At 65.6% G+C, this 20,437-nt stretch carries 17 protein-coding genes, 2 tRNA genes and 1 pseudogene; 13 read left to right on the forward strand and 7 right to left on the reverse strand.

The genetic code is table 11. From position 1 onward, the window contains the following. Nucleotides 1–22 precede the first annotated feature (22 nt). Nucleotides 23–1,330: a hypothetical protein gene (locus ABT392_RS05175; protein WP_395386424.1), complete on the forward strand. Its 1,308-nt coding sequence runs from the start codon at nt 23–25 to the stop codon at nt 1,328–1,330. A gap of 36 nt (nt 1,331–1,366) precedes the next feature. On the opposite strand, the gene ppc is transcribed toward ABT392_RS05175, so the two are convergent. Beyond that, nucleotides 1,367–4,192 (reverse strand): phosphoenolpyruvate carboxylase, encoded by a 2,826-nt coding sequence (gene ppc, locus ABT392_RS05180; protein WP_395386423.1) that lies wholly within the window; start codon nt 4,190–4,192, stop codon nt 1,367–1,369. Nucleotides 4,193–4,409: 217 nt separating this feature from the next. On the opposite strand from ppc, the gene hemC reads away from it, so the two are divergent. From hemC to ABT392_RS05210, 6 genes are all read left to right on the forward strand, one after another. After that, nucleotides 4,410–5,348, forward strand: a complete 939-nt coding sequence (gene hemC / locus ABT392_RS05185; RefSeq protein WP_395386422.1) for a hydroxymethylbilane synthase — start codon at nt 4,410–4,412, stop codon at nt 5,346–5,348. A gap of 17 nt (nt 5,349–5,365) precedes the next feature. After that, nucleotides 5,366–6,139: a uroporphyrinogen-III synthase gene (locus ABT392_RS05190; protein ID WP_464970923.1), complete on the forward strand. Its 774-nt coding sequence runs from the start codon at nt 5,366–5,368 to the stop codon at nt 6,137–6,139. Between the two features lie 3 nt (nt 6,140–6,142). Further along, nucleotides 6,143–7,246, forward strand: coding sequence for a uroporphyrinogen-III C-methyltransferase (locus ABT392_RS05195; protein ID WP_395386420.1), 1,104 nt, complete (start codon nt 6,143–6,145; stop codon nt 7,244–7,246). Between the two features lie 17 nt (nt 7,247–7,263). Then, nucleotides 7,264–8,511, forward strand: coding sequence for a heme biosynthesis HemY N-terminal domain-containing protein (locus tag ABT392_RS05200; RefSeq protein ID WP_395386419.1), 1,248 nt, complete (start codon nt 7,264–7,266; stop codon nt 8,509–8,511). A gap of 63 nt (nt 8,512–8,574) precedes the next feature. Continuing rightward, nucleotides 8,575–8,651, forward strand: a tRNA-Arg gene (locus ABT392_RS05205). A 110-nt stretch (nt 8,652–8,761) separates the two neighbouring features. After that, nucleotides 8,762–8,838, forward strand: a tRNA-Arg gene (locus ABT392_RS05210). Nucleotides 8,839–8,930: 92 nt separating this feature from the next. Here ABT392_RS05210 and ABT392_RS05215 read toward each other — a convergent pair. After that, a complete protein-coding gene (locus ABT392_RS05215; protein ID WP_464970924.1) occupies nt 8,931–10,049 on the reverse strand; it encodes a CaiB/BaiF CoA transferase family protein in 1,119 nt (372 codons plus the stop codon). Nucleotides 10,050–10,086: 37 nt separating this feature from the next. On the opposite strand from ABT392_RS05215, the gene greB reads away from it, so the two are divergent. Beyond that, nucleotides 10,087–10,644, forward strand: a complete 558-nt coding sequence (gene greB / locus ABT392_RS05220; protein WP_395386417.1) for a transcription elongation factor GreB — start codon at nt 10,087–10,089, stop codon at nt 10,642–10,644. Here the strand turns inward: greB and ABT392_RS05225 are convergent, their stop codons facing one another. The 4 genes from ABT392_RS05225 to ABT392_RS05240 all read right to left on the reverse strand — a co-directional run bounded on the left by ABT392_RS05225 (nt 10,645) and on the right by ABT392_RS05240 (nt 14,816). Further along, nucleotides 10,645–12,909, reverse strand: coding sequence for a RelA/SpoT family protein (locus ABT392_RS05225; protein WP_395386416.1), 2,265 nt, complete (start codon nt 12,907–12,909; stop codon nt 10,645–10,647). A gap of 115 nt (nt 12,910–13,024) precedes the next feature. Beyond that, nucleotides 13,025–13,228: a DNA-directed RNA polymerase subunit omega gene (gene rpoZ, locus ABT392_RS05230; RefSeq protein WP_124452325.1), complete on the reverse strand. Its 204-nt coding sequence runs from the start codon at nt 13,226–13,228 to the stop codon at nt 13,025–13,027. Nucleotides 13,229–13,248: 20 nt separating this feature from the next. Then, nucleotides 13,249–13,869 (reverse strand): guanylate kinase, encoded by a 621-nt coding sequence (gmk, locus tag ABT392_RS05235; protein WP_395386415.1) that lies wholly within the window; start codon nt 13,867–13,869, stop codon nt 13,249–13,251. Nucleotides 13,870–13,904: 35 nt separating this feature from the next. Next, nucleotides 13,905–14,816: a YicC/YloC family endoribonuclease gene (locus ABT392_RS05240; protein ID WP_334277279.1), complete on the reverse strand. Its 912-nt coding sequence runs from the start codon at nt 14,814–14,816 to the stop codon at nt 13,905–13,907. A gap of 31 nt (nt 14,817–14,847) precedes the next feature. Here ABT392_RS05240 and ABT392_RS05245 point away from each other — a divergent pair, with 31 nt between their 5' ends. The 5 genes and pseudogenes from ABT392_RS05245 (at nt 14,848) to hemW (ending at nt 19,340) form a co-directional block, all read left to right on the forward strand. Continuing rightward, complete coding sequence (locus ABT392_RS05245; protein ID WP_282825949.1) at nt 14,848–15,816, forward strand: serine/threonine protein kinase; 969 nt, start codon at nt 14,848–14,850, stop codon at nt 15,814–15,816. Further along, on the forward strand, nt 15,813–16,742 hold the full coding sequence (locus ABT392_RS05250; RefSeq protein WP_334277278.1) for a PP2C family protein-serine/threonine phosphatase: 930 nt from the start codon (nt 15,813–15,815) through the stop codon (nt 16,740–16,742). The genes ABT392_RS05245 and ABT392_RS05250 overlap by 4 nt, the downstream gene beginning before the upstream one ends. Before the next feature lie 29 nt (nt 16,743–16,771). Continuing rightward, the gene (rph, locus tag ABT392_RS05255; protein WP_334277277.1) at nt 16,772–17,509 is read left to right on the forward strand and encodes a ribonuclease PH; all 738 of its coding nucleotides are present in this window, start codon (nt 16,772–16,774) and stop codon (nt 17,507–17,509) included. 4 nt (nt 17,510–17,513) lie between these two features. Continuing rightward, the gene (rdgB, locus tag ABT392_RS05260) at nt 17,514–18,119 is read left to right on the forward strand and encodes an RdgB/HAM1 family non-canonical purine NTP pyrophosphatase (RefSeq protein ID WP_334277276.1); all 606 of its coding nucleotides are present in this window, start codon (nt 17,514–17,516) and stop codon (nt 18,117–18,119) included. A 14-nt stretch (nt 18,120–18,133) separates the two neighbouring features. Beyond that, nucleotides 18,134–19,340, forward strand: a pseudogene (gene hemW / locus ABT392_RS05265) (radical SAM family heme chaperone HemW). Here the strand turns inward: hemW and ABT392_RS05270 are convergent. Then, nucleotides 19,303–20,232 (reverse strand): LysR substrate-binding domain-containing protein, encoded by a 930-nt coding sequence (locus ABT392_RS05270; RefSeq protein ID WP_395386413.1) that lies wholly within the window; start codon nt 20,230–20,232, stop codon nt 19,303–19,305. The pseudogene hemW and the gene ABT392_RS05270 overlap by 38 nt on opposite strands. Between the last annotated feature and the right edge of the window lie 205 nt (nt 20,233–20,437).

Below are 20,437 nucleotides of genomic sequence, written 5' to 3' on the forward strand. Positions count from 1 at the left end.
CCACAAGAAGCAGGGCGCTGCGATGTCGATTCGACGCCGCTGGTGGCTCGGCGGCGCAGCATTGCTGTTGACGACTGGGCTGCTGGCACTGCTTGTCTTTGATCGCCCATCCGGCGGTCTGTGGCCCGGCGTCAGCAGTGTGTCTTCAGGCTCGTCAGCGGTATCTTCAGCGAACGAGGCCGCGAGCGGCGCAATCAATCCCTGGGGCCTGGCCGCGCAAGTGGGTGCAGCAGCAGACCAGGCTGCAGCCAGCGCCGCGGCCGAGAAGGCCTGGCTGCTCGATCCGAAGAACGATGCCGCCTGGTGCGAGCAGGGCCCGCCGCGTGTTGCCGAGGCTCTGCGCACGCATGGCGAAGGTGGTCGGCAAGGAAGCCCTCGTGGGCCCGCCACTGAAGCGCTGGCTCAATCGGCTGAGGAGCTGCTGCAGAGCTGGGCGGCGCTGTTGTCGGCCCGCGGCGATGCAGTCTCGATTGCGACAAGAGAATTCCTTCTGGCCAACCTGGATACCACGAACCTCTTGCACGGTGGTCCGGTGGCGAGTTCGCAGCAGCGCCTGGCCAGTGCGAAGCGCCTGATGCAATCCGGGCTCGGTGCCAATGAAGGCTATGTTTCGCGCCTGGCGACGCAGCAAGCCTGTCGCAAGTCAGAAAGCTCGCTGTGCGCAACGATCCTGCAGCGCTGGCTACAGCTCGAGCCCTGGAACCTGGACGCGCAACTGTGGAGCCTGTCCCTGTTGCCGGAGTCGGCGCCCGAGGCGCAGTGGCTGCCGCTCTTGAACCAGGCGCTGGCATCGAATCAGGAGGAGCCGCATCGGCAACGCTATTACCAGACCTTGCTTCAGCTGATGTCCGAGGACGGTCTAGCGGGGCTCAGGTCTGCGGCTGCCTTGCAACTCGCGACGGCAGCCATCTACACGCTGGACGAGACCCGCTATTTCGTGCTGGTGGAGCGCTGCCGGGAAGCGAGCTCCACCGCTGCCAAGGCTGCCTGCACCGGTGTCGCCGAGCGCCTCTATTCCCAGCCTTTCAGTCCCGTGCTCGCCAAGATGGTGGCAGTGTCGATTGCACGCCACCAGGAAACCGCTGCGGGCCTCTGGCAGGAGCGGCATGAAGAAGTGCAAGCCTTGCAGTACTGGTCGCGCGAGCACCGGGACCTGAACGACGCACAGGTCGAGAGCCTGAATCTGGGTTCCTGCGCCTTGCAGCCGGCGCTGCGTCAACGGCTGCGCAGCGTCGCGCAGTTGGATGACCTGGCAGCCATGCGCGAGAGTCTGGCTGCGCAGGGCCTGAACCCGAAGATCTACTTGGGCACGGTGCGCAGCGGGAAGTAGAGGCGTATCGGATGCGTCCTCGTCAATGGCCCGCCCTCAGCCGGTATTCCGCAGCCCCGCCGCAATCCCGTTGATCGAGAGATGGATGCCGCGCTGCACGCGCTCCATCGTCGGGTCCTCGGCACGCTTCTCCGGTGCTACCGCACGGTAGCGGCGCATCAGCTCGACCTGCAGGTGATTCAGTGGGTCGATGTAGGGGAAGCGGTGCTCGATCGAGCGGGCCAGGGCCGGGTTGGCGGCCAGGCGCTTGTTCTCGCCGGTGATCAGGGCGAGTGCCGCTTGCGTGCGTTCGAACTCGCGCTGCACGGCAGCGAAGATCTTCTTGCCCAGGCGCTTGTCTTCCACCAGCTCCACATAGCGCTGCGCGATGCCGATGTCGGTCTTGGCCAGCACCATGTCAAGGTTGGACAGCAAGGTGCTGAAGAAGGGCCATTGCTTGTGCATGCGCTTGAGCAAGGCCAGGTTTTGCGCCCGCTCCTTGGGCTCGCTGCCCAGGAAGGCCTCGACGCCGGAACCGAAGCCGCACCAGCCGGGCAGGGCGATGCGCGACTGGCCCCAGCTGAAGCCCCAGGGAATGGCGCGCAGGTCTTCGATGGCGCGCGTGGCCTTGCGTGAGGCCGGGCGCGAGCCGATGTTCAGTTCGGCGATTTCGCGAATCGGCGTGGCGGCGAAGAAGTAGTCGGCGAAGCCCGGCGTGTCGTAGACCAGGCCGCGGTAGGCCTTGAAGCTGGTGTCGCTCAGGGCTTGGGCGGCTTCGAGGAAGCTCTTCGGCGCGCTCTTGGTCGGATGCAGCAGCGTCGCTTCCAGCGTGGCAGCCACCAGCGTTTCGAGATTGCGGCGGCCGATCTCGGGGTTGGCGTACTTGGAGGCGATCACCTCGCCCTGTTCGGTCAGGCGGATCTGGCCGTTCACGGTGCCGGGAGGCTGGGCCAGGATGGCCTGGTAGCTCGGGCCGCCGCCACGGCCCACCGTGCCGCCACGACCGTGGAACAGTCGCAGGGTGATCGGCTGGGTCTTCTTCAGCTCCTCGAACAACGACACCAGCGCGATCTCGGCGCGGTACAGCTCCCAGGAGCTGGTGAACATGCCGCCGTCCTTGTTGGAGTCGGAGTAGCCGAGCATGATGTCCTGCTCGGCGCCGCTGCGCTTGATCAGCTCGGCAATGCCCGGCAGCGCATAGAACTCGCGCATGATCACCGGCGCCTCGCGCAGGTCGCCGATGGTCTCGAACAAGGGCGAGACGATCAGGTCGTTCACGGCGCCACTGTCCAGGGTGCCGCGCAGGAGTCCTGCTTCCTTCAGCAGCAGCATCACTTCGAGCAGGTCGGAGACCGACTCGGTGTGCGAAATGATGTAGTGCCGGATCGACTCGCGGCCAAAGCGCTGGCGCGCTTCGCGGGCCGCTTCGAAGATGGCCAGTTCACCGAGCGACTTCTCGCTGTACTCGCCACCGATCACCCGCAGCGGGCGCGCATCCTGCAGCAATTGAATCAGCAGCGCGCGGCGGCCGGCTTCGTCCAGCGCGCTGTAGTTGGGGCAGACCTTGGCCGTGGCCAGCAACTCGACAATGACAGCCTCGTGCTGGTCAGAGCTTTGTCGCAGGTCCAGAGTGGCGAGGTGGAAGCCGAACACCTGCACGGCGCGCATCAGGGGCTGCAGGCGCGGTGCAATCAGGGCCTCGGCGTGATGGCTTCTCAGCGAAGCCTCGATCACACGCAGGTCGGCCAGCAGCTCGTCGGGCGAAAGATAGGCGTCTTGCGGGGCCACGGCGTGGCGCAATGCCTCGGTGCCGGTCAGGTCATGCAAGGTAGCGGCCAGGCGGGCATACATGCCGGTCAGCGCACGGCGATAGGGCTCGTCCATGCGGTGCTCGTTGCGGTCCGGGCTGCGCTCGGCGAGCAGCTGCATCTGCGGCGTGACATGGGCCAGGCGAGCCGAGATCGACAACTCGGCGCCGAGTTCATGCAGCTCGGTCAGGTAGTGGCGCAACGCCACTTCGCTCTGGCGCTTCAAGGCGTGGCGCAGTGTGGTGGCCGTGACGTTCGGGTTGCCGTCGCGGTCGCCGCCGATCCAGTGGCCCATGCGCAGGAAGCTGTTCAGCTCGTGGCCCGGCAGCGCTTCTTCCAGCTCGGCGTAGAGCTTGGGAATCTGGCGCAGGAAGGTGGCCTGGTAGTAGGAGAGGGCGTTTTCGATTTCATCCGCCACCGTCAGCTTGGAGTAGCGCAGCATGCGCGTCTGCCAGAGCTGGGTGATGCGGGCGCGGATCAAGTTCTCGTTGTCGCGCTTCTCGCGTTCGGTGTGCAGGCCGTCGCGCTGACCCACCAGTTCGGCGATGGCGCGCTCGGCGTCCAGGATGCTCTTGCGCTGGACTTCGGTCGGGTGGGCGGTCAGCACCGGCGATATGAAGCCGTGCTGGAGCGTCTTGGCCACTTCGGAGGGGCGCACGCCAGCGTCGTGCAGGCGCTCCAGGCAGTAAGCCAGTGAACCGGCCTGCGTGCTGCCGGCACGCTCATGGATCTCGCGGCGGCGCACATGGTGACGGTCTTCCGCGATGTTCGCGAGATGCGAGAAATAGCTGAAAGCGCGGATCACGCTGACGGTCTGCTCGCCCGACAGGCCCTTGAGCAGCTTGTCGAAGATCTTGCCGGCCTGCGCGTCGCGCTTCAGGCGAAAAGCCACGGCCAGCTTGCGCACCCGCTCGACCAGCTCGTAGGCCTCGCGGCCTTCCTGTTCACGAATCACTTCGCCAAGAATGCGACCGAGGAGCCGGATGTCATCCATCAAGGGTTGGTTCTTGGCGTGGACGGCGGACGACTTCTTGGCCGGGGCGGCCGAAGACTTGGAAGCGGGCTTGGCGGGCATGGTGTTCGACGGCTGAGGTGAAGCGGAGTGAGGCAACCGGGTCTGTAACCAAGTTACCTGATTCTGACTGTAGCAGTTTCTTCCATGCTTTCGTGCGCTGCAGCATTGCGTTTCAGCGAAGCGCGCCTGTCCTGGCGTCGAAGCCCCGGGCCGCAGCCGGCGCCTGGCCTTGCTTTGGCGCAGTCGCGCAGGCGAGCCTGCCTGCTAGCATGGGCGCATGAGTGAAAACGTTGTGATCGCCACCCGGGAAAGCCGGCTGGCGCTGTGGCAGGCCGAGCATGTCAAGGCGCTGCTGGAAGATCGTGGCCTGGCCGTGAGCCTCCTGGGCATGACCACCAAGGGCGACCAGATCCTGGATCGCGCGCTGTCCAAGGTCGGCGGCAAGGGGCTGTTCGTCAAGGAACTGGAAACCGCGCTGGAAGAGGGGAGGGCCCAGCTGGCCGTGCATTCCCTGAAGGACGTGCCGATGGAGCTGCCCGAGGGCTTCGAGCTGGCTGCCATCCTGGAACGCGAAGATCCTCGCGATGCGCTGGTCTCGAACGACTACGCCAGCCTGGCAGAGCTGCCCGAGGGCGCGGTCGTTGGCACCTCCAGTCTTCGCCGCGTCGTGCAGATCAAGGCCGTGCGGCCGGACATCCGCATCGAGCCGCTGCGTGGCAACCTCGACACCCGCTTGCGCAAGCTGGATGAGGGCGGTTATGCGGCCATCGTCCTGGCCGCTGCCGGTCTCAAGCGGCTGGGCCTGGCCTCGCGCATCAAGGCGGTGTTCTCGGTCGACGAGATGATTCCCTGCGCCGGGCAGGGCGCCTTGGGGCTCGAGCTGAGGGCTGATGCTCACGCGCTGAAGGCGCAGCTCGCCGCCATGAGCCACGCGCCGACCTGGCTGGCCACGCAGGCCGAGCGGGCGGTTTCGCGCGCCATGGGTGGCAGCTGCAGCATGCCGCTGGCTGCGCACGCGCTGTGGTCGCCGGGTGTGCGGGGTCAGGTCTTGCGCCTGAGCGCCGCCTTGGGCCATCCGGAACGCCACGACCTGCCGCTCCTGAAAATTCAGCTGGAGGCCGCCGTGGCTGATGAAGCCCAGGCCCGGGCCTTGGGTCAAGCGGCAGCCGATGCCTTGCGCGCCCAGGGCGCGCAGGCCTATCTGGCCGCGGCCTGAGGCCGCGAAGGGCAGTGATGCGCCTGGTGCTCACCCGGCCTCGGCCCCAATGTACAGACTGGCTGGCGCGCCTGTCGGCGCAGGGCGTTGATGCAGTCGCTCTGCCTTTGATTGCAATCGAAGCGGGTCACGATGAAACTGCGGCCGCGCGGGCCTGGGAGCGCCTGCCGGGTTCGGCCCTGGCCATGTTCGTCAGCCCCAATGCGGTGGATCGATTCTTCGCGGCGCGCCCGGTGAGTCAAACATGGCCGGCTGGCGTGCTCGCGGCCACCGTCGGCCCCGGCAGCGCCCAGGCCTTGCTGGCTGCTGGCGTGCCGGCCGAGCTGCTGCGCCAGCCGCCGGCTGAGGCCGAGAGTTTTGATTCCGAACACCTCTGGCCACTGCTGGCTCGTGAGCCCTGGCAGGGCCGCCGCGCGCTGATGCTGCGCGGCGAGGGCGGCCGCGACTGGCTGGCCGAGCGGCTGCGAGAACACGGCGCCGAAGTCGAGTCCTTCAACATCTATCGCCGCGCCTGCCCGAGCCTTGATACGGCTGAGCAAGGCCTGCTCGATCAGGCGCTGCTGTCGCCGCGTGAGCATGTCTGGCTCTTCAGCAGCTCCGAAGCCATCCAGAACCTGGTTGAACTAGGGGGGCAGCCTCGCGCCGACTCGTTGGCCATCGCCACCCATCCCCGCATTGCCGAGACCGCCCGCTCCCAGGGCTGGACCCATGTCGTATTGGCGCGACCCGATGCCAGCGCTGTCGCCGCGGCCTACCGTACGCTGCCGGGGGGCGCCCCTACAATCATTTGAACCGTGAGCGACGACCAAAACACCACCGCCGCCGAGCCCGCGCCAGCCCCGTCTGCGCTGCCGGCCAAGCCCATCCCCTGGCCCCAAGTGGGCTTTGCTGCCATTGCGCTTTTTGCTGTGGCCGGGCTGGCCATGGCCTGGCTCAGCCACAGCCGTCTTCTGTCATTGGAACAGGAGCTGGTGCGCCGCCAGGCCAGCAGCCAGGGTGAGGCGAGCGAAGCCCGTGCCCAGTCGCGCCAGGCCCAGGATCTGAGTCGCGACACGGCAGCCAAGGTGGCCTTGCTGGATGCGCGTCTGGCTGAAGTGGCCTTGCAGCGCAGTCAGCTGGAAGAGCTGATCCAGTCGATGTCGCGTTCGCGCGATGAAAACGTGATCGGTGATATCGAAGCCTCGATCCGCGTCGCCTTGCAGCAAGCCGCCATCACCGGCAGTGCCGAGCCCCTGGTGGCTGCCTTGCGCCAGGCCGATGAGCGACTGGCCCGCAGCAAGCAGCCGCGCATGGAAGGCGTGCGCCGGGCCGTGGTGCGCGACCTGGATCGCGTGAAGTCGGTCAGCGTCATTGATGTGGCCACACTGGCCATCAAGCTCGATGAAGTGGCGCGCCTGCTGGACGAGCTGCCCCTGGTGGCCAGTGCCGACAAGGCCGATGCGCTGCAATCCGTGCGTGAGCGTCGTGCTGCCAAGCCGGCGGCAAAGCCGGCACCGCTCAAGGGCCAGGAGCCTGGCTGGCTTGATGCTGCCAATGAGCGCTGGCAGGAAGTCTGGGGCCTGGTCTGGGGTGAGGCGCGCAGCCTGATCCGGGTCACGCGCATCGAACATCCCGAAGCCATGCTGCTGGCGCCCGACCAGCGCTATTTCCTGCGTGAAAACCTGAAGCTGCGACTGCTCAATGCGCGGCTGGCACTGCTGAGCCGCCAGTACGACACGGCGCAGGCCGATCTGCGCGATGTGCAGGCGCTGCTCGAGCGCTACTTCGATCCGCAATCGCGCAAGGTCGGCGTGGCCAACGAGCTCTTGCGCCAGGTGCAAGGCCAGGCCCGCCAGGTGGTGCTGCCGCGTCCGGACGACACGCTGGCGGCACTCACCGCTGCCGTGCCCGGCCGCTGAGAGGGTAGGGCGATCAGATGCGCAGCGTGATCTGGCTGGTGCTCTTGTTCGGCGTGGCGGTAGTTGCCGCGCTGACCCTGGGCAGCAATGACGGCCTGGCAAGTTTTTACTGGAATGGCTGGCGACTCGACCTGTCGCTGAACCTGTTCCTCCTGATCCTGGTGGCCACCTGTTTTGCGGTGGTGACCCTGATCCACACGGCCAATTCACTGACCAGCCTGCCGCGCCGTGCGCGCGAATGGCGCGTGGCCCAACGGGACCGTTCCGCGCAAGCCGCGCTGCGGGAAGCGCTGGCCGAGTTCTTCGGTGCCCGCTACGGCCGTGCACAGAAGGCTGCGCAGAAGGCATTGACCATCCAGGCGCAGACGGCCGGGTTGAATCAAGACGGCGCCTTCCTGGCCTTGAGCCACCTGCTGGCGGCGCAAAGTGCGCACCGTCTGCAAGACCGCCGCCGCCGCGACGAGCAATTGCAGCAGGCCCTGGACCTGAGTCGCGAGCAGGGCTCGGCCCGCATCGTCGAAGACGGCACCCGCCTGCTCGCAGCTGAATGGGCGCTCGATGATCGCGATGCCGCGCGGGCCCTGGGCCTCCTGGCCGAGCTGGGCCCGGGTGTCGGGCGGCGCACGCAGGCCTTGCGCTTGAAGTTGCAGGCTCAGCGCATGGCCGGCCAATCGCTGGAAGCCTTGCGCACGGCGCGCATGCTGGCCAAGCACCAGGGCTTTTCCAAGCTGGCCGCACAGGGCTTGCTGCGTTCGTTGGCCATCGAGGCACTGGAAGCTGCGCGCGATGCTGATCAGCTGCGCATGGTCTGGCAGCAGCTGGACCCGGCCGACCGGCGCGATGCCTTCGTGGCCTCGCGTGCAGCCAGTGTGGCTGTCACTTTTGGCGCACCCGAAGACGGCCGCGGCTGGCTGCGGCCTTTCTGGGAGCAGATTGCCGAGCTGGCCGCCGATGAGCGTGCTGCCCTGGCCGAGGCCTTGGTCCAGGCCTTGCCCGGTCTGGGTCCCGAATGGCTGCAACGCCTGGAGCTAGCGCAGCAGCGCTGGCCGCGCGACGCGCATCTCAGCTATGCACTCGGACATGCGCTCGCCGAACGCCAGCTCTGGGGCAAGGCTCGCCTGATCCTGGAACAGGTTTGCGATGACCGCAGCCTGCCACTGGCTGCGCGCCGCCGCAGCTGGCTGGTGCTGGCCCAGCTGGCAGCCAACGATGGCGATATGGAACGCCGCGCGCGGTGCCATGAGGCGGCGGCGATGGTTCATTGAGCATGAGTCTTGGTGTTTTTCTTGCGAAGGCCTGAAAAATCAGGTTAGAATGCAAGGCTTCGGGCGGCTGTAGCTCAGTTGGATAGAGTACTTGGCTACGAACCAAGGGGTCGTGGGTTCGAATCCTGCCAGCCGCACCAAAAAACACCTGAGAGATCAGGAGCGAAGAATAAAAATAGATTGAAGCGCGTGCCACAAGAGTCACAAGGGCCGCGAGAGCTGGTCAAGAAGACGGCTCACAAAGAAGTTAGCGGCTGTAGCTCAGTTGGATAGAGTACTTGGCTACGAACCAAGGGGTCGTGGGTTCGAATCCTGCCAGCCGCACCAAAAAAGAAGAAAAGGCAAAGGCCAGCGAGAAATCGCTGGCCTTTTTGCTTTGTGCACCGTGCCCGGTGCCTGCTTGGCCGCATGGTTGCTTCTCAGTTGCCACGGGCTGCAGCAATGTTGCCCTCGTTCATGCCCAGCTCGCGCAGCAGCTCGGACGTGTCTTCGCCGGGCTCGGGAGACCGCCCGGGCGTGCGGGCGGCGGTGCGTGAGAAGCGCGGGGCCGGCGATGGCTGAAGATGCCCGTCCACCACAACGAAATTGCCTCGCGCCCGCTGGTGTGGATGCTGCGGTGCTTCGGCCAGCGTCAGCACGGGCGCGAAGCAGGCATCGCTGCCTTCCATCAGGGCGCTCCATTCATCGCGATTCTTTTCGCGGATGCGCGCAGCAACCCGCGCTCGCAAGGCGGGCCAGTCGTCGAAGCTGTACTGGCGCTTCGGGTTGACATCGTCCAGCCCCAGGCGCTTCAGGAGCTCGGCATAGAAGGGGGGCTCGATGGCGCCCAGCGTGATGTGGCGGCCATCGGCGCATTCAAAGCTGTCGTAGAAGGGCGAGTCGTGCAGGAAGAAATTGCGAGCCGGGTCGTCTCCCCAGAAGCCGACGCCGCGCAAGGCATGCACAAGGCCGCTGAGCACGCCCACGCCATCGACCATGGCCGCGTCCACCACCTGGCCCCGACCGGACTGGCGGGCCTCCATCAGCGCACAGACGAGCCCGAACGCCAGGAACATCGCGCCGCCGGCCATGTCGCCGATCAGTGTGGCCGGCACCGTCGGCGCCTGGCCAGCGCGCGAAGCGATGCTCAGGATGCCGGTCAACGCGAGGTAGTTGATGTCATGGCCGGCCGTTTGCGCGAGCGGGCCGGTCTGGCCCCAGCCGGTGACGCGGCCGTAGACCAGGCGCGGATGGCTGGTCTCGAACACTTCGGGTCCGAGACCTAGGCGCTCCATCACGCCGGGCCGATAGCCCTCGATCAGTGCATCTGCGCTTTGCACCAGTCGCTTGACTGCATCCAGCCCTTGGGCCGACTTCAGGTCGAGGCAGACCGAGCGCTTGCCCCGGTTCATGGCGCCGCCGCCACCCAGGGTGCGCAAGGCCGCCGGCCGCTCAACGACGATCACTTCGGCGCCCATATCGGCCAGCAGCATGCCGGCCATGGGCCCGGGGCCGATGCCGGCGAATTCGATGATGCGCAGTCCGTGCAGAGGACCCATGATTTCTCCTGTTTCAACCAAGATCACAATACAGGCCATGAGCAAGGCCTTCACCAAGGAAAACGATAGCGATGACGACGAGGACGTGGGCCTGCCCGCGCTGCCTCAAGGTAAGCGCAACTACATGACGCCCGAGGGCTATGCGCGCCTGCGCAGCGAGTTCATGACGCTGCTGGATGAAGAGCGGCCCAAGATCGTCGAAATCGTGTCCTGGGCGGCCAAGAATGGCGACCGCTCGGAAAACGGCGACTACCTCTACGGCAAGAAGCGGCTGCGCGAGATCGATCGCCGCCTGCGCTTCCTCACTAAGCGCCTGGACATTGCCGAGGTCGCCGACCCGAGCCTGCATCACGGCAACGACCAGATCTATTTTGGCGCTACCGTCACCTATGCCAACGCAAGAGGCGAAGAGCGCACGATCACGATCAAGGGTATCGACGAGTCGGACAGCCTGGCTGGCGAGGTCTCGTGGGTTTCGCCCATTGCCCGCGCCCTCCTGAAGGCGCGTGAAGGCGACGAGGTTCAGTTGATGACACCGGGCGGCATCGAGAAGCTGGAGATCATCGAGGTCAACTACCCCAAGCCCAAGCAGTGATCAGGGTTTGATCCGCCAGACGCGCAGCACAGTGGCGCTGCGTTTGAGCGTGCGCAGGACATCGGCCAGGTGCAGCCGGTCCCGCACGGACAAGAGCAGGCTCATCTCGGCGGTCTCGCGGGTCTGCGGCTCTTCCACCATCGAGATGTGCGTGATGTCGGCCTCGGCGCTGCTCACGGCAGAAGCAACCTGGGCGAGCACGCCCTTGCCATTGTTGAGCAGCAGGCCCACGGCGGCCTCGAAAGGGCGGCTGAGTTCCTCGGCCCAGGCCACGGCGATCCAGTGCTCGGCATCCCGCTGAAACAGGCGCCGGCCGACCTGGCATTCGGCGGTGTGCACGACCAGGCCCTCGCCACGGCCCAGGTAGCCCTTGATGTCGTCGCCCGGAATTGGCCGGCAGCAGGTGGCCAGGCGCACCGATGCGCCTTCGCTGCCGTCGATCATCACCATGCCTTGGGCTGGCGCGTCGTCAGTGGCAAAGCGGCCCAAGGTCAGCGTGACCGCGTCCGGCCGCTCGCCCTGGTCGGCCAGCATGCGGGCCAGCTTCTTGGCCACGATCGTGGCAATCTTGCGGCCCAGGCCGATCTCGGTCAGCAGCTCGTCCACGTGGCGGTTGCCCGCCCAGCGTGCCAACTGCTGCCAGAGTTGGGCGGCCCTGAGTTCTTCGTCATCGAGACTCGGCAAGGCCAGGCCTTCCGCGCGCAGCGCTTGCGCCAGCATCTTCTGGCCCAGTTCCCGAGATTCTTCCTGCTCCAGGTTCTTCAGGAAATGGCGGATCTTGGAGCGGGCCCGGCCGGTGCGCACAAAGCTGAGCCAAGCCGGGTTCGGGCGGGCGCTGTCGGCCGTGACGATCTCGATCACATCGCCGCTGTGCAGCTCGGTGCGCAAGGGAACCGGCTCGCCATTGATCTGGGCGGCCACGCAATGGTCGCCCACGTCGGAATGGATGGCATAGGCGAAGTCCACCGGCGTGGCGCCGCGGGGCAGGGCCATGATCTTGGACTTGGGCGTGAACACATAGACCGCGTCCGGGAACAGGTCGATCTTGACGTGCTCGAGGAACTCGTTGGCGTCGCGGGTTTCGTCCTGGATGTCCAGGAGCGACTGCAGCCAGTGCGCGCCAAGCTGCTGGGCACTCTGGCTGTTGCTCTTGTAGAGCCAGTGCGCCGCCACGCCCTTCTCGGCCACCATGTGCATGGTCTCGGTGCGGATCTGGAACTCCACCGGCGTGCCCAGCGGGCTCACCAGCGTCGTGTGCAGCGACTGGTAGCCGTTGGGTTTGGGGATGGCGATATAGTCCTTGAAGCGGCCAGGCTGCGGCTTGTAGAGCTGGTGCAGCACGCCCAGCGCCAGGTAGCAATGCGGCAGGTCGGCCACGACGATGCGGAAGCCGAAGATGTCGCTGACCTGGGCAAAGCTCAGGTGCTTGTCGCGCATCTTCTTGTAGATCGAGTAGAGCGTCTTCTCGCGGCCGTGCACCTCGACCTTGAGCTCCGACTCTCCCACCGCCTTCATCACGTCGCGTTCGATGCGTGAGACCAGGTCGCGCCGGTTGCCGCGCGCCTTGCTGATGGCCTTGCTGAGTGCCGCATGTCGCCACGGATGGATGAACTTGAACGAAAGCTCCTGCAGCTCGCGGTAGATCTCGTTCAAACCCAGCCGGTGGGCAATCGGGGCGTAAATCTCCAGCGTCTCGCGGGCGATGCGACGCTGCTTGCTGGCTGCCATCGCCTCCATCGTGCGCATATTGTGCAGACGGTCGGCGAGCTTGATCAGGATCACGCGCACATCGCGCGCCATCGCCAGCAGCATCTTGCGGAAGGACTCTGCCTGCGATTCTTCCTTGGTCGAGAACTGCAGCTTGTCGAGCTTGGTCAGGCCATCCACCAGCTCGGCGGTCGGGGCCTCGAACTTCTCGATCAGCTCGATCTTGGTGACGCCGCAGTCCTCCATGGCGTCATGCATCAACGCGGCCTGGATCGCCTGCGAATCCAGCCGCCAGTCGGCGCAGATGCCGGCCACGGCGATGGGGTGCGTGATGTAGGGCTGGCCGCTGGCGCGCAATTGGCCCAGATGGGCCTCGTCGGCGAACTTGTAGGCCTCGCGGATGCGCTTGATCTCGGCCTTGGGCAGGTAATGCAGCTTGTGCACCAGGGCATCGAAGCTTGCCGCCTCGGCCGGCGTGGGTTCAACGGGCGCGCGCAGGGCGGTCAGCCCAGTCAAGGCGGCTGGCAGTCGTGCGGCGGCAAATGATCGAAGACCCATGCCTTGGAATTTAACCCATGAATCTCTGACGCCCGGGCGACAAGGCCATTGCTGACACTCGCAGAAACGACAACGGGCACCCGAAGGTGCCCGTCTTGGCTCAAGCGTGGCGGATTTAGACCGGCACCTTGCGCAGCATTTCGATGCCGACTTCGCCGGCAGCAATTTCGCGCAGAGCGGTCACGCCCGGCTTGTTCTTGCTTTCGATCTTGGGCGTGTGGCCCTGGCTCAGCATGCGAGCGCGGTAGGTTGCGGCAAGCACCAACTGGAAGCGGTTGGGGATCTTGGTCAGGCAATCTTCAACGGTGATGCGGGCCATTTGGGTTCCAGTACAGGTATTCAGGGAAGATCAAGAGCGCGGAAGACGGCAGAGCGATTCCGGCGCTGAGCGGCGTATTTTAGCCTTTGTGCGTGGACGATGGATTTCAGGTCGAAAACAGCCGTGTCGAACACCGCGTTCACGACCACGAAATCGAAGTTCTGCGCCTGTGCCACCTCGATCCGGGCGTTGGCCATGCGGGTCTCGATGACCTCGGCTTCGGTGTCGCCGCGGCGGTTCAGCCGCTGCTTCAATTCATCCCAACTGGGCGGCAGGATGAAGATCAGCACGGCGTACGGAAACAACTGCTTGATCTGCAGAGCGCCCTGGAAGTCGATCTCCAGCACCACGTCATCGCCATGGGCCATGCGGGCCTCGATGGCGGCGCGCGAAGTGCCATACAGGTTGCCATGAACCTCGGCCCACTCGAAGAACTCGCCACGAGCGGCCATGGCGCGGAATTCGTCCGAGCTGATGAACCAGTATTCGCGGCCATGCTGCTCCTGGCCGCGCGGCGCGCGCGAGGTGTGCGAGATCGAGACGTCCAGCTTGGAGTCCAGCTCCAGCAGGGCCTTCACCAGGCTGGACTTGCCCGCACCACTGGGCGCTGCAACGACGAAGAGATTGCCGGGGTATTCCATGGATCTGTGTGCTCCCTTGCTGCCGTTCTGTCTGTTTATTCGATGTTCTGCACTTGCTCGCGCAACTGCTCGATGGCGACCTTCATCTCCACCGAGATATTGGTCAGCTCGATGGCTGCCGACTTGGAGGCAAAGGTGTTGGCCTCGCGCAGCAGTTCCTGGATCAGGAAGTCCAGGCGCTTGCCCAGCTCGCCGCCCTTCTTGAGCAGGCGGGTGATCTCGTCCAGGTGGGCGCGCAAACGGGCCAGCTCTTCCGCCACGTCGATGCGGATCGCATAGGCGGTGGCTTCGTTCAGTGCCCGCTCGCGGGATGCATCTTCGGAAACCGATTGGGCCGAGCCGGTGCCGGCCAGTGCTTCCGCCCAGCGCTCAAGAAAGCGCTGTTGCTGGCGCTGCACGACTTCGGGAACCAGCGGCTCGGCCTGGGAGGCCAGTTCCCGCAGCCGGGCCACGCGCTCCAGGAGCACGGCCACCAGCTTCTCACCCTCGCGTTCACGCGCTTCCAGCAGACCGGCCACGCAACGGCGGGCGGCTTCCAGCGTCGGTTCGTCCAGCTTTTCGCTCGTGCCGCCGCTCTTGCACCAGTGCAGGGCTTCCTGGACGCTCAGCGAGCGGGCCTCCGGCAACCAGGTCTGCACCGTGGACTGCAGCTGAGCCAGGCGGTTCAATTGCTCGGGCTGCGGCTGGGGCCAGGCCGTGTCGGCCTCGCGTTGCGTATTGATACGAAGCTCGACCTTGCCTCGCTTGATGCTGGCCGAGACGAGCTCGCGCAAGGCCGGTTCCAGGCCTCGCAGCTCCTCGGGCATGCGCATGCTGAGGTCGAGAAAACGCCCATTGACCGAACGCAGTTCGACGGTCACGCTGGCGGATGAATTGGCCCCAGTTTCAGGGTGTGCGGAGGGTTGCGAGCTGGCGCTGGCGTAACCCGTCATGCTGTAGACTGGCATCTAGCATTCGGTAAGCAAAGCAAACGCGATTATGTCAAAGCCGAAACCGGCACCCTTGCCGGCAGGAACGGTGGTCGGGGGCTACCAGATCATCAAGCGATTGGCCGCGGGTGGTTTTGGTGTCGTCTACCTTGCCGAAGATCCCGAGCACCACCTGGTTGCTCTCAAGGAATACCTTCCTTCTTCGCTGGCCGAGCGCTCGCCAGGCGAGCTGACGCCGCGCGTCAAGCCTGAGAAGCAGCCGCTGTACCGCCTGGGCCTCAAGAGCTTCTTCGAAGAAGGCCGTTCGCTGGCGCAGATCTCGCACCCGAGCGTCGTCTCGGTATTGAACTTCCTGCGCGAGAACGAAACCGTCTACATGGTGATGAACTACCTGCAGGGCGACACGCTGCAGGACTTCATCGTCACCGCCCGCGACATGAAGCGCGACAAGGTGTTCCGCGAGTCCACCATCCGCAGCCTGTTCGACGAGATCCTGCGCGGCTTGCGCATCGTCCACCAGCACAAGATGCTTCACCTGGACATCAAGCCGGCCAATATCTTCATCACGAATGACAACAAGGCGGTCTTGCTCGACTTCGGCGCGGCGCGCGAGGTGCTGAGCAAGGAGGGCAACTTCATCCGCCCGATGTACACGCCTGGCTTCGCCGCGCCCGAGATGTACCGCCGCGACGGCGCGCTGGGCCCCTGGACCGACATCTACGCCATCGGCGCCTGCATCTACGCCTGTATGCAGGGCTATCCGCCCAACGACGCGCCGCAGCGCATCGAAAAGGACCGCCTGAGTCTCAGCCTCTCGCGCCTGCGCAATGTCTATTCCGACAACCTGATCGAAGTCACCGAATGGTGCATGTCGCTCGACCCGCTGTCGCGCCCGCAGTCGGTCTTCGCGCTGCAGAAAGAGCTGGGCCGCGAAACCGAGCGCCGCTACACCAAGCTGAGTTTCAGCGAACGCCTCAAGCTGCAACTGGAGAACCTCAAGTCCGGAGCCAAGGCGTGAGGTTCAGCGTCTACCAGGTCAGCAGACGCGGAGGGCGAGAGAAGAACGAAGACCGCATGGGCTACTGCTACACCCGAGATGCCGGGCTGTTTGCATTGGCCGATGGCATGGGCGGGCATCCGGAGGGCGAGGTGGCCTCGCAGCTCACGTTGCAGACCATGGCCTTGCAATTCCAGCGCGATGCCAAGCCCGGTTTGTCGGACCCGGCGGGCTATTTATCGGACTCCGTGCTGAATGCCCATCACCAGCTCCTGCGCTACTCGGCCGACAAGGGCCTGCCAGACACACCGCGTTCCACCGTGGTGGCCGCGGTGATCCAACGCAACAAGTGCTACTGGGCGCATTGCGGCGATTCGCGGCTGTACCTCGTGCGCGGCGGCAAGTTGGTGGCGCGCACGCGAGATCACTCCTACAGCGAGCTGCAAGACGCGCTGGGCCGCGCCACGCCGGCCGGCGAGCGCTTCAACCGCAACGTGCTCTTCACCTGCCTGGGCAGCCCGGGCAAGCCCATGGTCGACCTGCATGGCCCGATGGTGCTTGAGCCGGGCGATCGGCTTCTGCTGTGCTCGGATGGCCTCTGGGGTACGGTGTCCGACGAAATCATCACGGAGCAACTGGCTTCGCGGCAGATCACCGACTCGGTGCCCGACCTCGTGGAGCTGGCGCTGCGAAATGGCGGGCCGCGCTGCGACAATGTCACCGTGCTGGCGGTTGAGTGGGAAGGCACCGATGAAGGCGAAGACAGCCTCCAGGACGGCGAATCGCATTCCACCCAGGCGCTCGGCGACGACGATTTTGCCTCCACCATCCAGTCGGCCAACAACGCCGAGCGGCCCAATGAACTGGACGATGCCGAGATCGACCGCTCCGTGCGCGAGATCCAGGACGCGATCCAGCAACGCGCAGCCAAGCAGAAGAAAAGCTGAAGCCCGCGCTTCTCCCCGAAGGATTTCTCATGACCGAAGTTTCCAAGCCGCTGCGCTCTGAGGGCCGCGCGGCCAATTCGCTGCGCCCCGTGCGCATCACGCGCCACTACACGCGCTATGCCGAGGGTTCGGTGCTGGTCGAGTTCGGCCACACCAAGGTGCTGTGCACCGCCTCGGTGGAAGAAAAGGTGCCACCGCACAAGCGCGGCTCGGGTGAGGGCTGGGTGACGGCCGAATACGGCATGCTGCCCCGCGCCACGCACACCCGCGGCGACCGCGAAGCCGCCCGCGGCAAGCAGAGCGGCCGCACACAGGAGATCCAGCGCCTGATCGGCCGTTCGCTGCGCTGCGTGTTCGACCTCGGCGCCCTGGGTGAGCGCACCATCGCCATCGACTGCGACGTGATCCAGGCTGACGGAGGAACCCGCACGGCGGCCATCACCGGCGCCTTCGTGGCGGCGCAGGATGCCGTGAACTGGCTGATCGGCCAGGGCAAGATCAGCGCTTCGCCGATCCGCGACGGCCTGGCCGCCATCTCGGTGGGCATCGTCAATGGCACGCCGATGCTGGACCTCGAATACACCGAAGACTCGGCCTGCGATACCGACATGAATGTCGTCATGACCGCCAGCGGCGGCTTCGTCGAACTGCAGGGCACCGCCGAAGGCGTGGCCTTCACGCGCGCTGAGATGAATTCGCTGCTGGACCTGGCCGACAAGGGCATCCGCGAACTGCTCGCGGCCCAGCAGGCCGCCTTGAAGGCTTGAAGCCATGAAGCTGGTTCTCGCCTCCAACAATGCCAAGAAGCTGGCCGAGCTGCAGGCCTTGTTTGCGCCTCTGGGCGTCGAGCTTCTGACGCAGGGCTCGCTGGGCATCCCCGAGGCCGAGGAGCCGTTTCATACCTTCGTCGAGAACGCGCTGACCAAGGCTCGACATGCGGCTCGTGAAAGTGGCCTGCCTGCGTTGGCTGACGACTCCGGCCTGGCGGTCGAATCGCTGGGCGGTGCGCCCGGTGTTCTGTCGGCGCGCTATGCCACGCTTTTCGGTCGCATCAAGAGTGATGCCGAGAACAACGCCGTGCTGCTGGAGAAGCTGGCGGGTGTTGAAGATCGCGGCGCGCGCTTCGTCTGTGCCCTGGTGGCCGTTCGCTCGGCCGACGATCCGGAACCCTTGGTCGCCATGGGTCGCTGGCAGGGTCAGATCTTGCCTGCACTGGCAGGCGAGGGCGGGTTTGGCTACGACCCCTTGATGTTCATTCCGTCGCTGGGGCGCAGCGTGGCCGAGCTCACCAGTGCCGAGAAGAACGCCCTGAGCCATCGCGCCTTGGCGGCTGCGGACCTGGCGGCGCAGATGCGCGCTGTCTGGCATCTTGGCTGAATTGAAGTTGCGCCATGGCTGAGATCATCAAGCTGATGCGCCCCGGGCAATTGACGCTGCCCGCCTTGCCGCCGCTCAGCGTTTATGTGCACCTGCCGTGGTGCCTCAAGAAGTGCCCGTATTGCGACTTCAACTCTCATGAGTGGAAGCAGGGCGGCGAGCTGCCGGCCGATGTGGCCCGCGAGTACCTGGCTGCACTGCGCGCCGACCTGGAAGTTTCGCTGCCGCTGATCTGGGGCCGGCCGGTGGTCAGCATCTTCATCGGCGGCGGTACGCCCAGCCTGTTCGCGCCTGCGCAGATCGGTGAGCTGATCTCGGACCTGCGGGCTCGTCTGCCGCTGGAGCCGGGCTGCGAGATCACGCTCGAAGCCAACCCGGGTACCTTCGAGCTCGAGCGCTTCAAGGGCTTTCGTGAGGCTGGCGTCACGCGCCTGTCGATCGGCGTGCAGAGCTTTGACGACGACAAGCTCAAGCGCCTCGGTCGCGTGCACAACGCCGAGCAGGCCAAGGCCGCGATTGCCGAGGCAGCGGGCGCTTTCGAGACCTTCAACATCGACCTGATGTATGCGCTGCCCGGCCAGACGCTGGATGAGCTGAGCATCGAGCTGGATCAAGCGCTGAGCTTCAAGCCGCCGCATCTCTCGGTCTATCACCTGACCATCGAGCCGAACACGCGCTTCGCGGTCGACACGCCCGAGGACCTGCCCGACCCGGACCTGGCCAGCGAGATGCTGGACCTGATCACCGAGCGCACTGGCGCCTTGGGGCTCTCGCGCTACGAGGTTTCGGCCTACGCGCGTGATGGCCATCGCTGCCAGCACAACCTCAACTACTGGCAGTTTGGCGACTATCTCGGCATCGGCGCCGGCGCGCACAGCAAGCTCTCGTTCCCGCACCGCGTCCTGCGCCAGGTGCGCTGGCGTGAGCCGGCAACCTACATGCAGAAGGCAGCGCAAGGCCAGGCGATGTTCGAACGAGAACGAAGTGGTAGCCAGCGAGCTGCCTTTCGAGTTCATGCTCAATGCCTTGCGCCTCGCTGAAGGCGTGCCACTGGTGAGCTATCTCGAGCGCACCGGCCTGCCGATGACGAGCATTGCCGCAGCGCTGGAGCAGGCGCGGGCGAAAGGCCTGCTGGTCAATGACGTGTCGCGACTGGCCGCCACGCCACTGGGTTTCGATTTCCTCAGCGATCTGCAGTCGCTGTTTCTGGCTGGCCGCTGAGCGCGGCACTGGACAGCGCAATCTCCGACTTCAGCCAGTCGCAGAAGGCTCGTAGCGCCGGGTCTTCCTTCAAGCCAGGCGGGTAGACCAGGTGGTAGCCGCGCTGCTCGCCGTCCAGCCAGCAATGATGGGCGAGCCGGACCAGCCGACCATCCAGCAGTGCGTCAGCCGCCAGCAGTTCCCGGCATAGCGCGATGCCCATGCCTTGCTCCGCCGCCTGCAAGAGCAGGCCCGCGTCGTTGAAGCTCGCCATGGGCACGAGATTGCGCTGCGGCTTGCCGGCGGCCTCGAACCAGCTCGTCCACATGCCCGCGTCGCCCAGCAGCGATTCGCAAGCCAGGCTTTCGAGCGGCTTGCCGATCAGCCGGTGGGCCAGTGCCGGCGCGGCGACGGGCAGGAAGGTCGATTCGAACAAGGGCTCGTTGATCAGGCCGGTCCAGGGGCCGCGACCCTGGCGCAAGGCCAGGTGATAGCCGTCGCGCTCCAGGTCGACCACGGCTTGTGAAGCATTCAGTTCCAGCGCCACTTCCGGGTGCCGCGCATGCCAGCGGCCCAGCCGCGGCATCAGCCAGCGCTGGGCGAATGACGGCAGCACGGTGACGCGCAGGCTGCGTTGCGTCTGGCCGTGCAAGGCCTGGGCAGCCTGCAGGGCCTGTTCCAGCTCGCCATAGGCGCGCTCGACACCGGCCCGCAGCGTGTGGCCCGCTGCATTCAGGACGATGCGCCGGCCCTGGCGCTCGAACAGGGCAAAGCCGAGCTGGGTCTCCAGCGCGCGGATCTGCTGACTGACCGCGCTGTGCGTCAGGTTCAGGCGCTCTGCCGCAGCGCGCAGGTTCTCTGTGCCGGCCGCCGCGCGAAAGGCGGCCAGGTATTGCAGGGGAAGCCGACTCATGAATGCCTCGATTGGAAAGTATTTCTAACCAAGTAGGCAAGGATAAATCGTTTGTGGCGCAAGTGTTGGATCAATACGATGACCAGTATTGCGAGGAGAAGACCATGAACCACTGCCCCGGCTGCAAGCCCGAAGCCCCAACGACGGCGCTGACGCCCGCCCTGATCATCGCCCTGGTGGCGCTGGTGTCGGCCCTGGTTCTGGC

It is taken from the genome of Paucibacter sp. JuS9 (assembly GCF_044043925.2).
Lineage (GTDB): Bacteria > Pseudomonadota > Gammaproteobacteria > Burkholderiales > Burkholderiaceae_C > JAUASW01.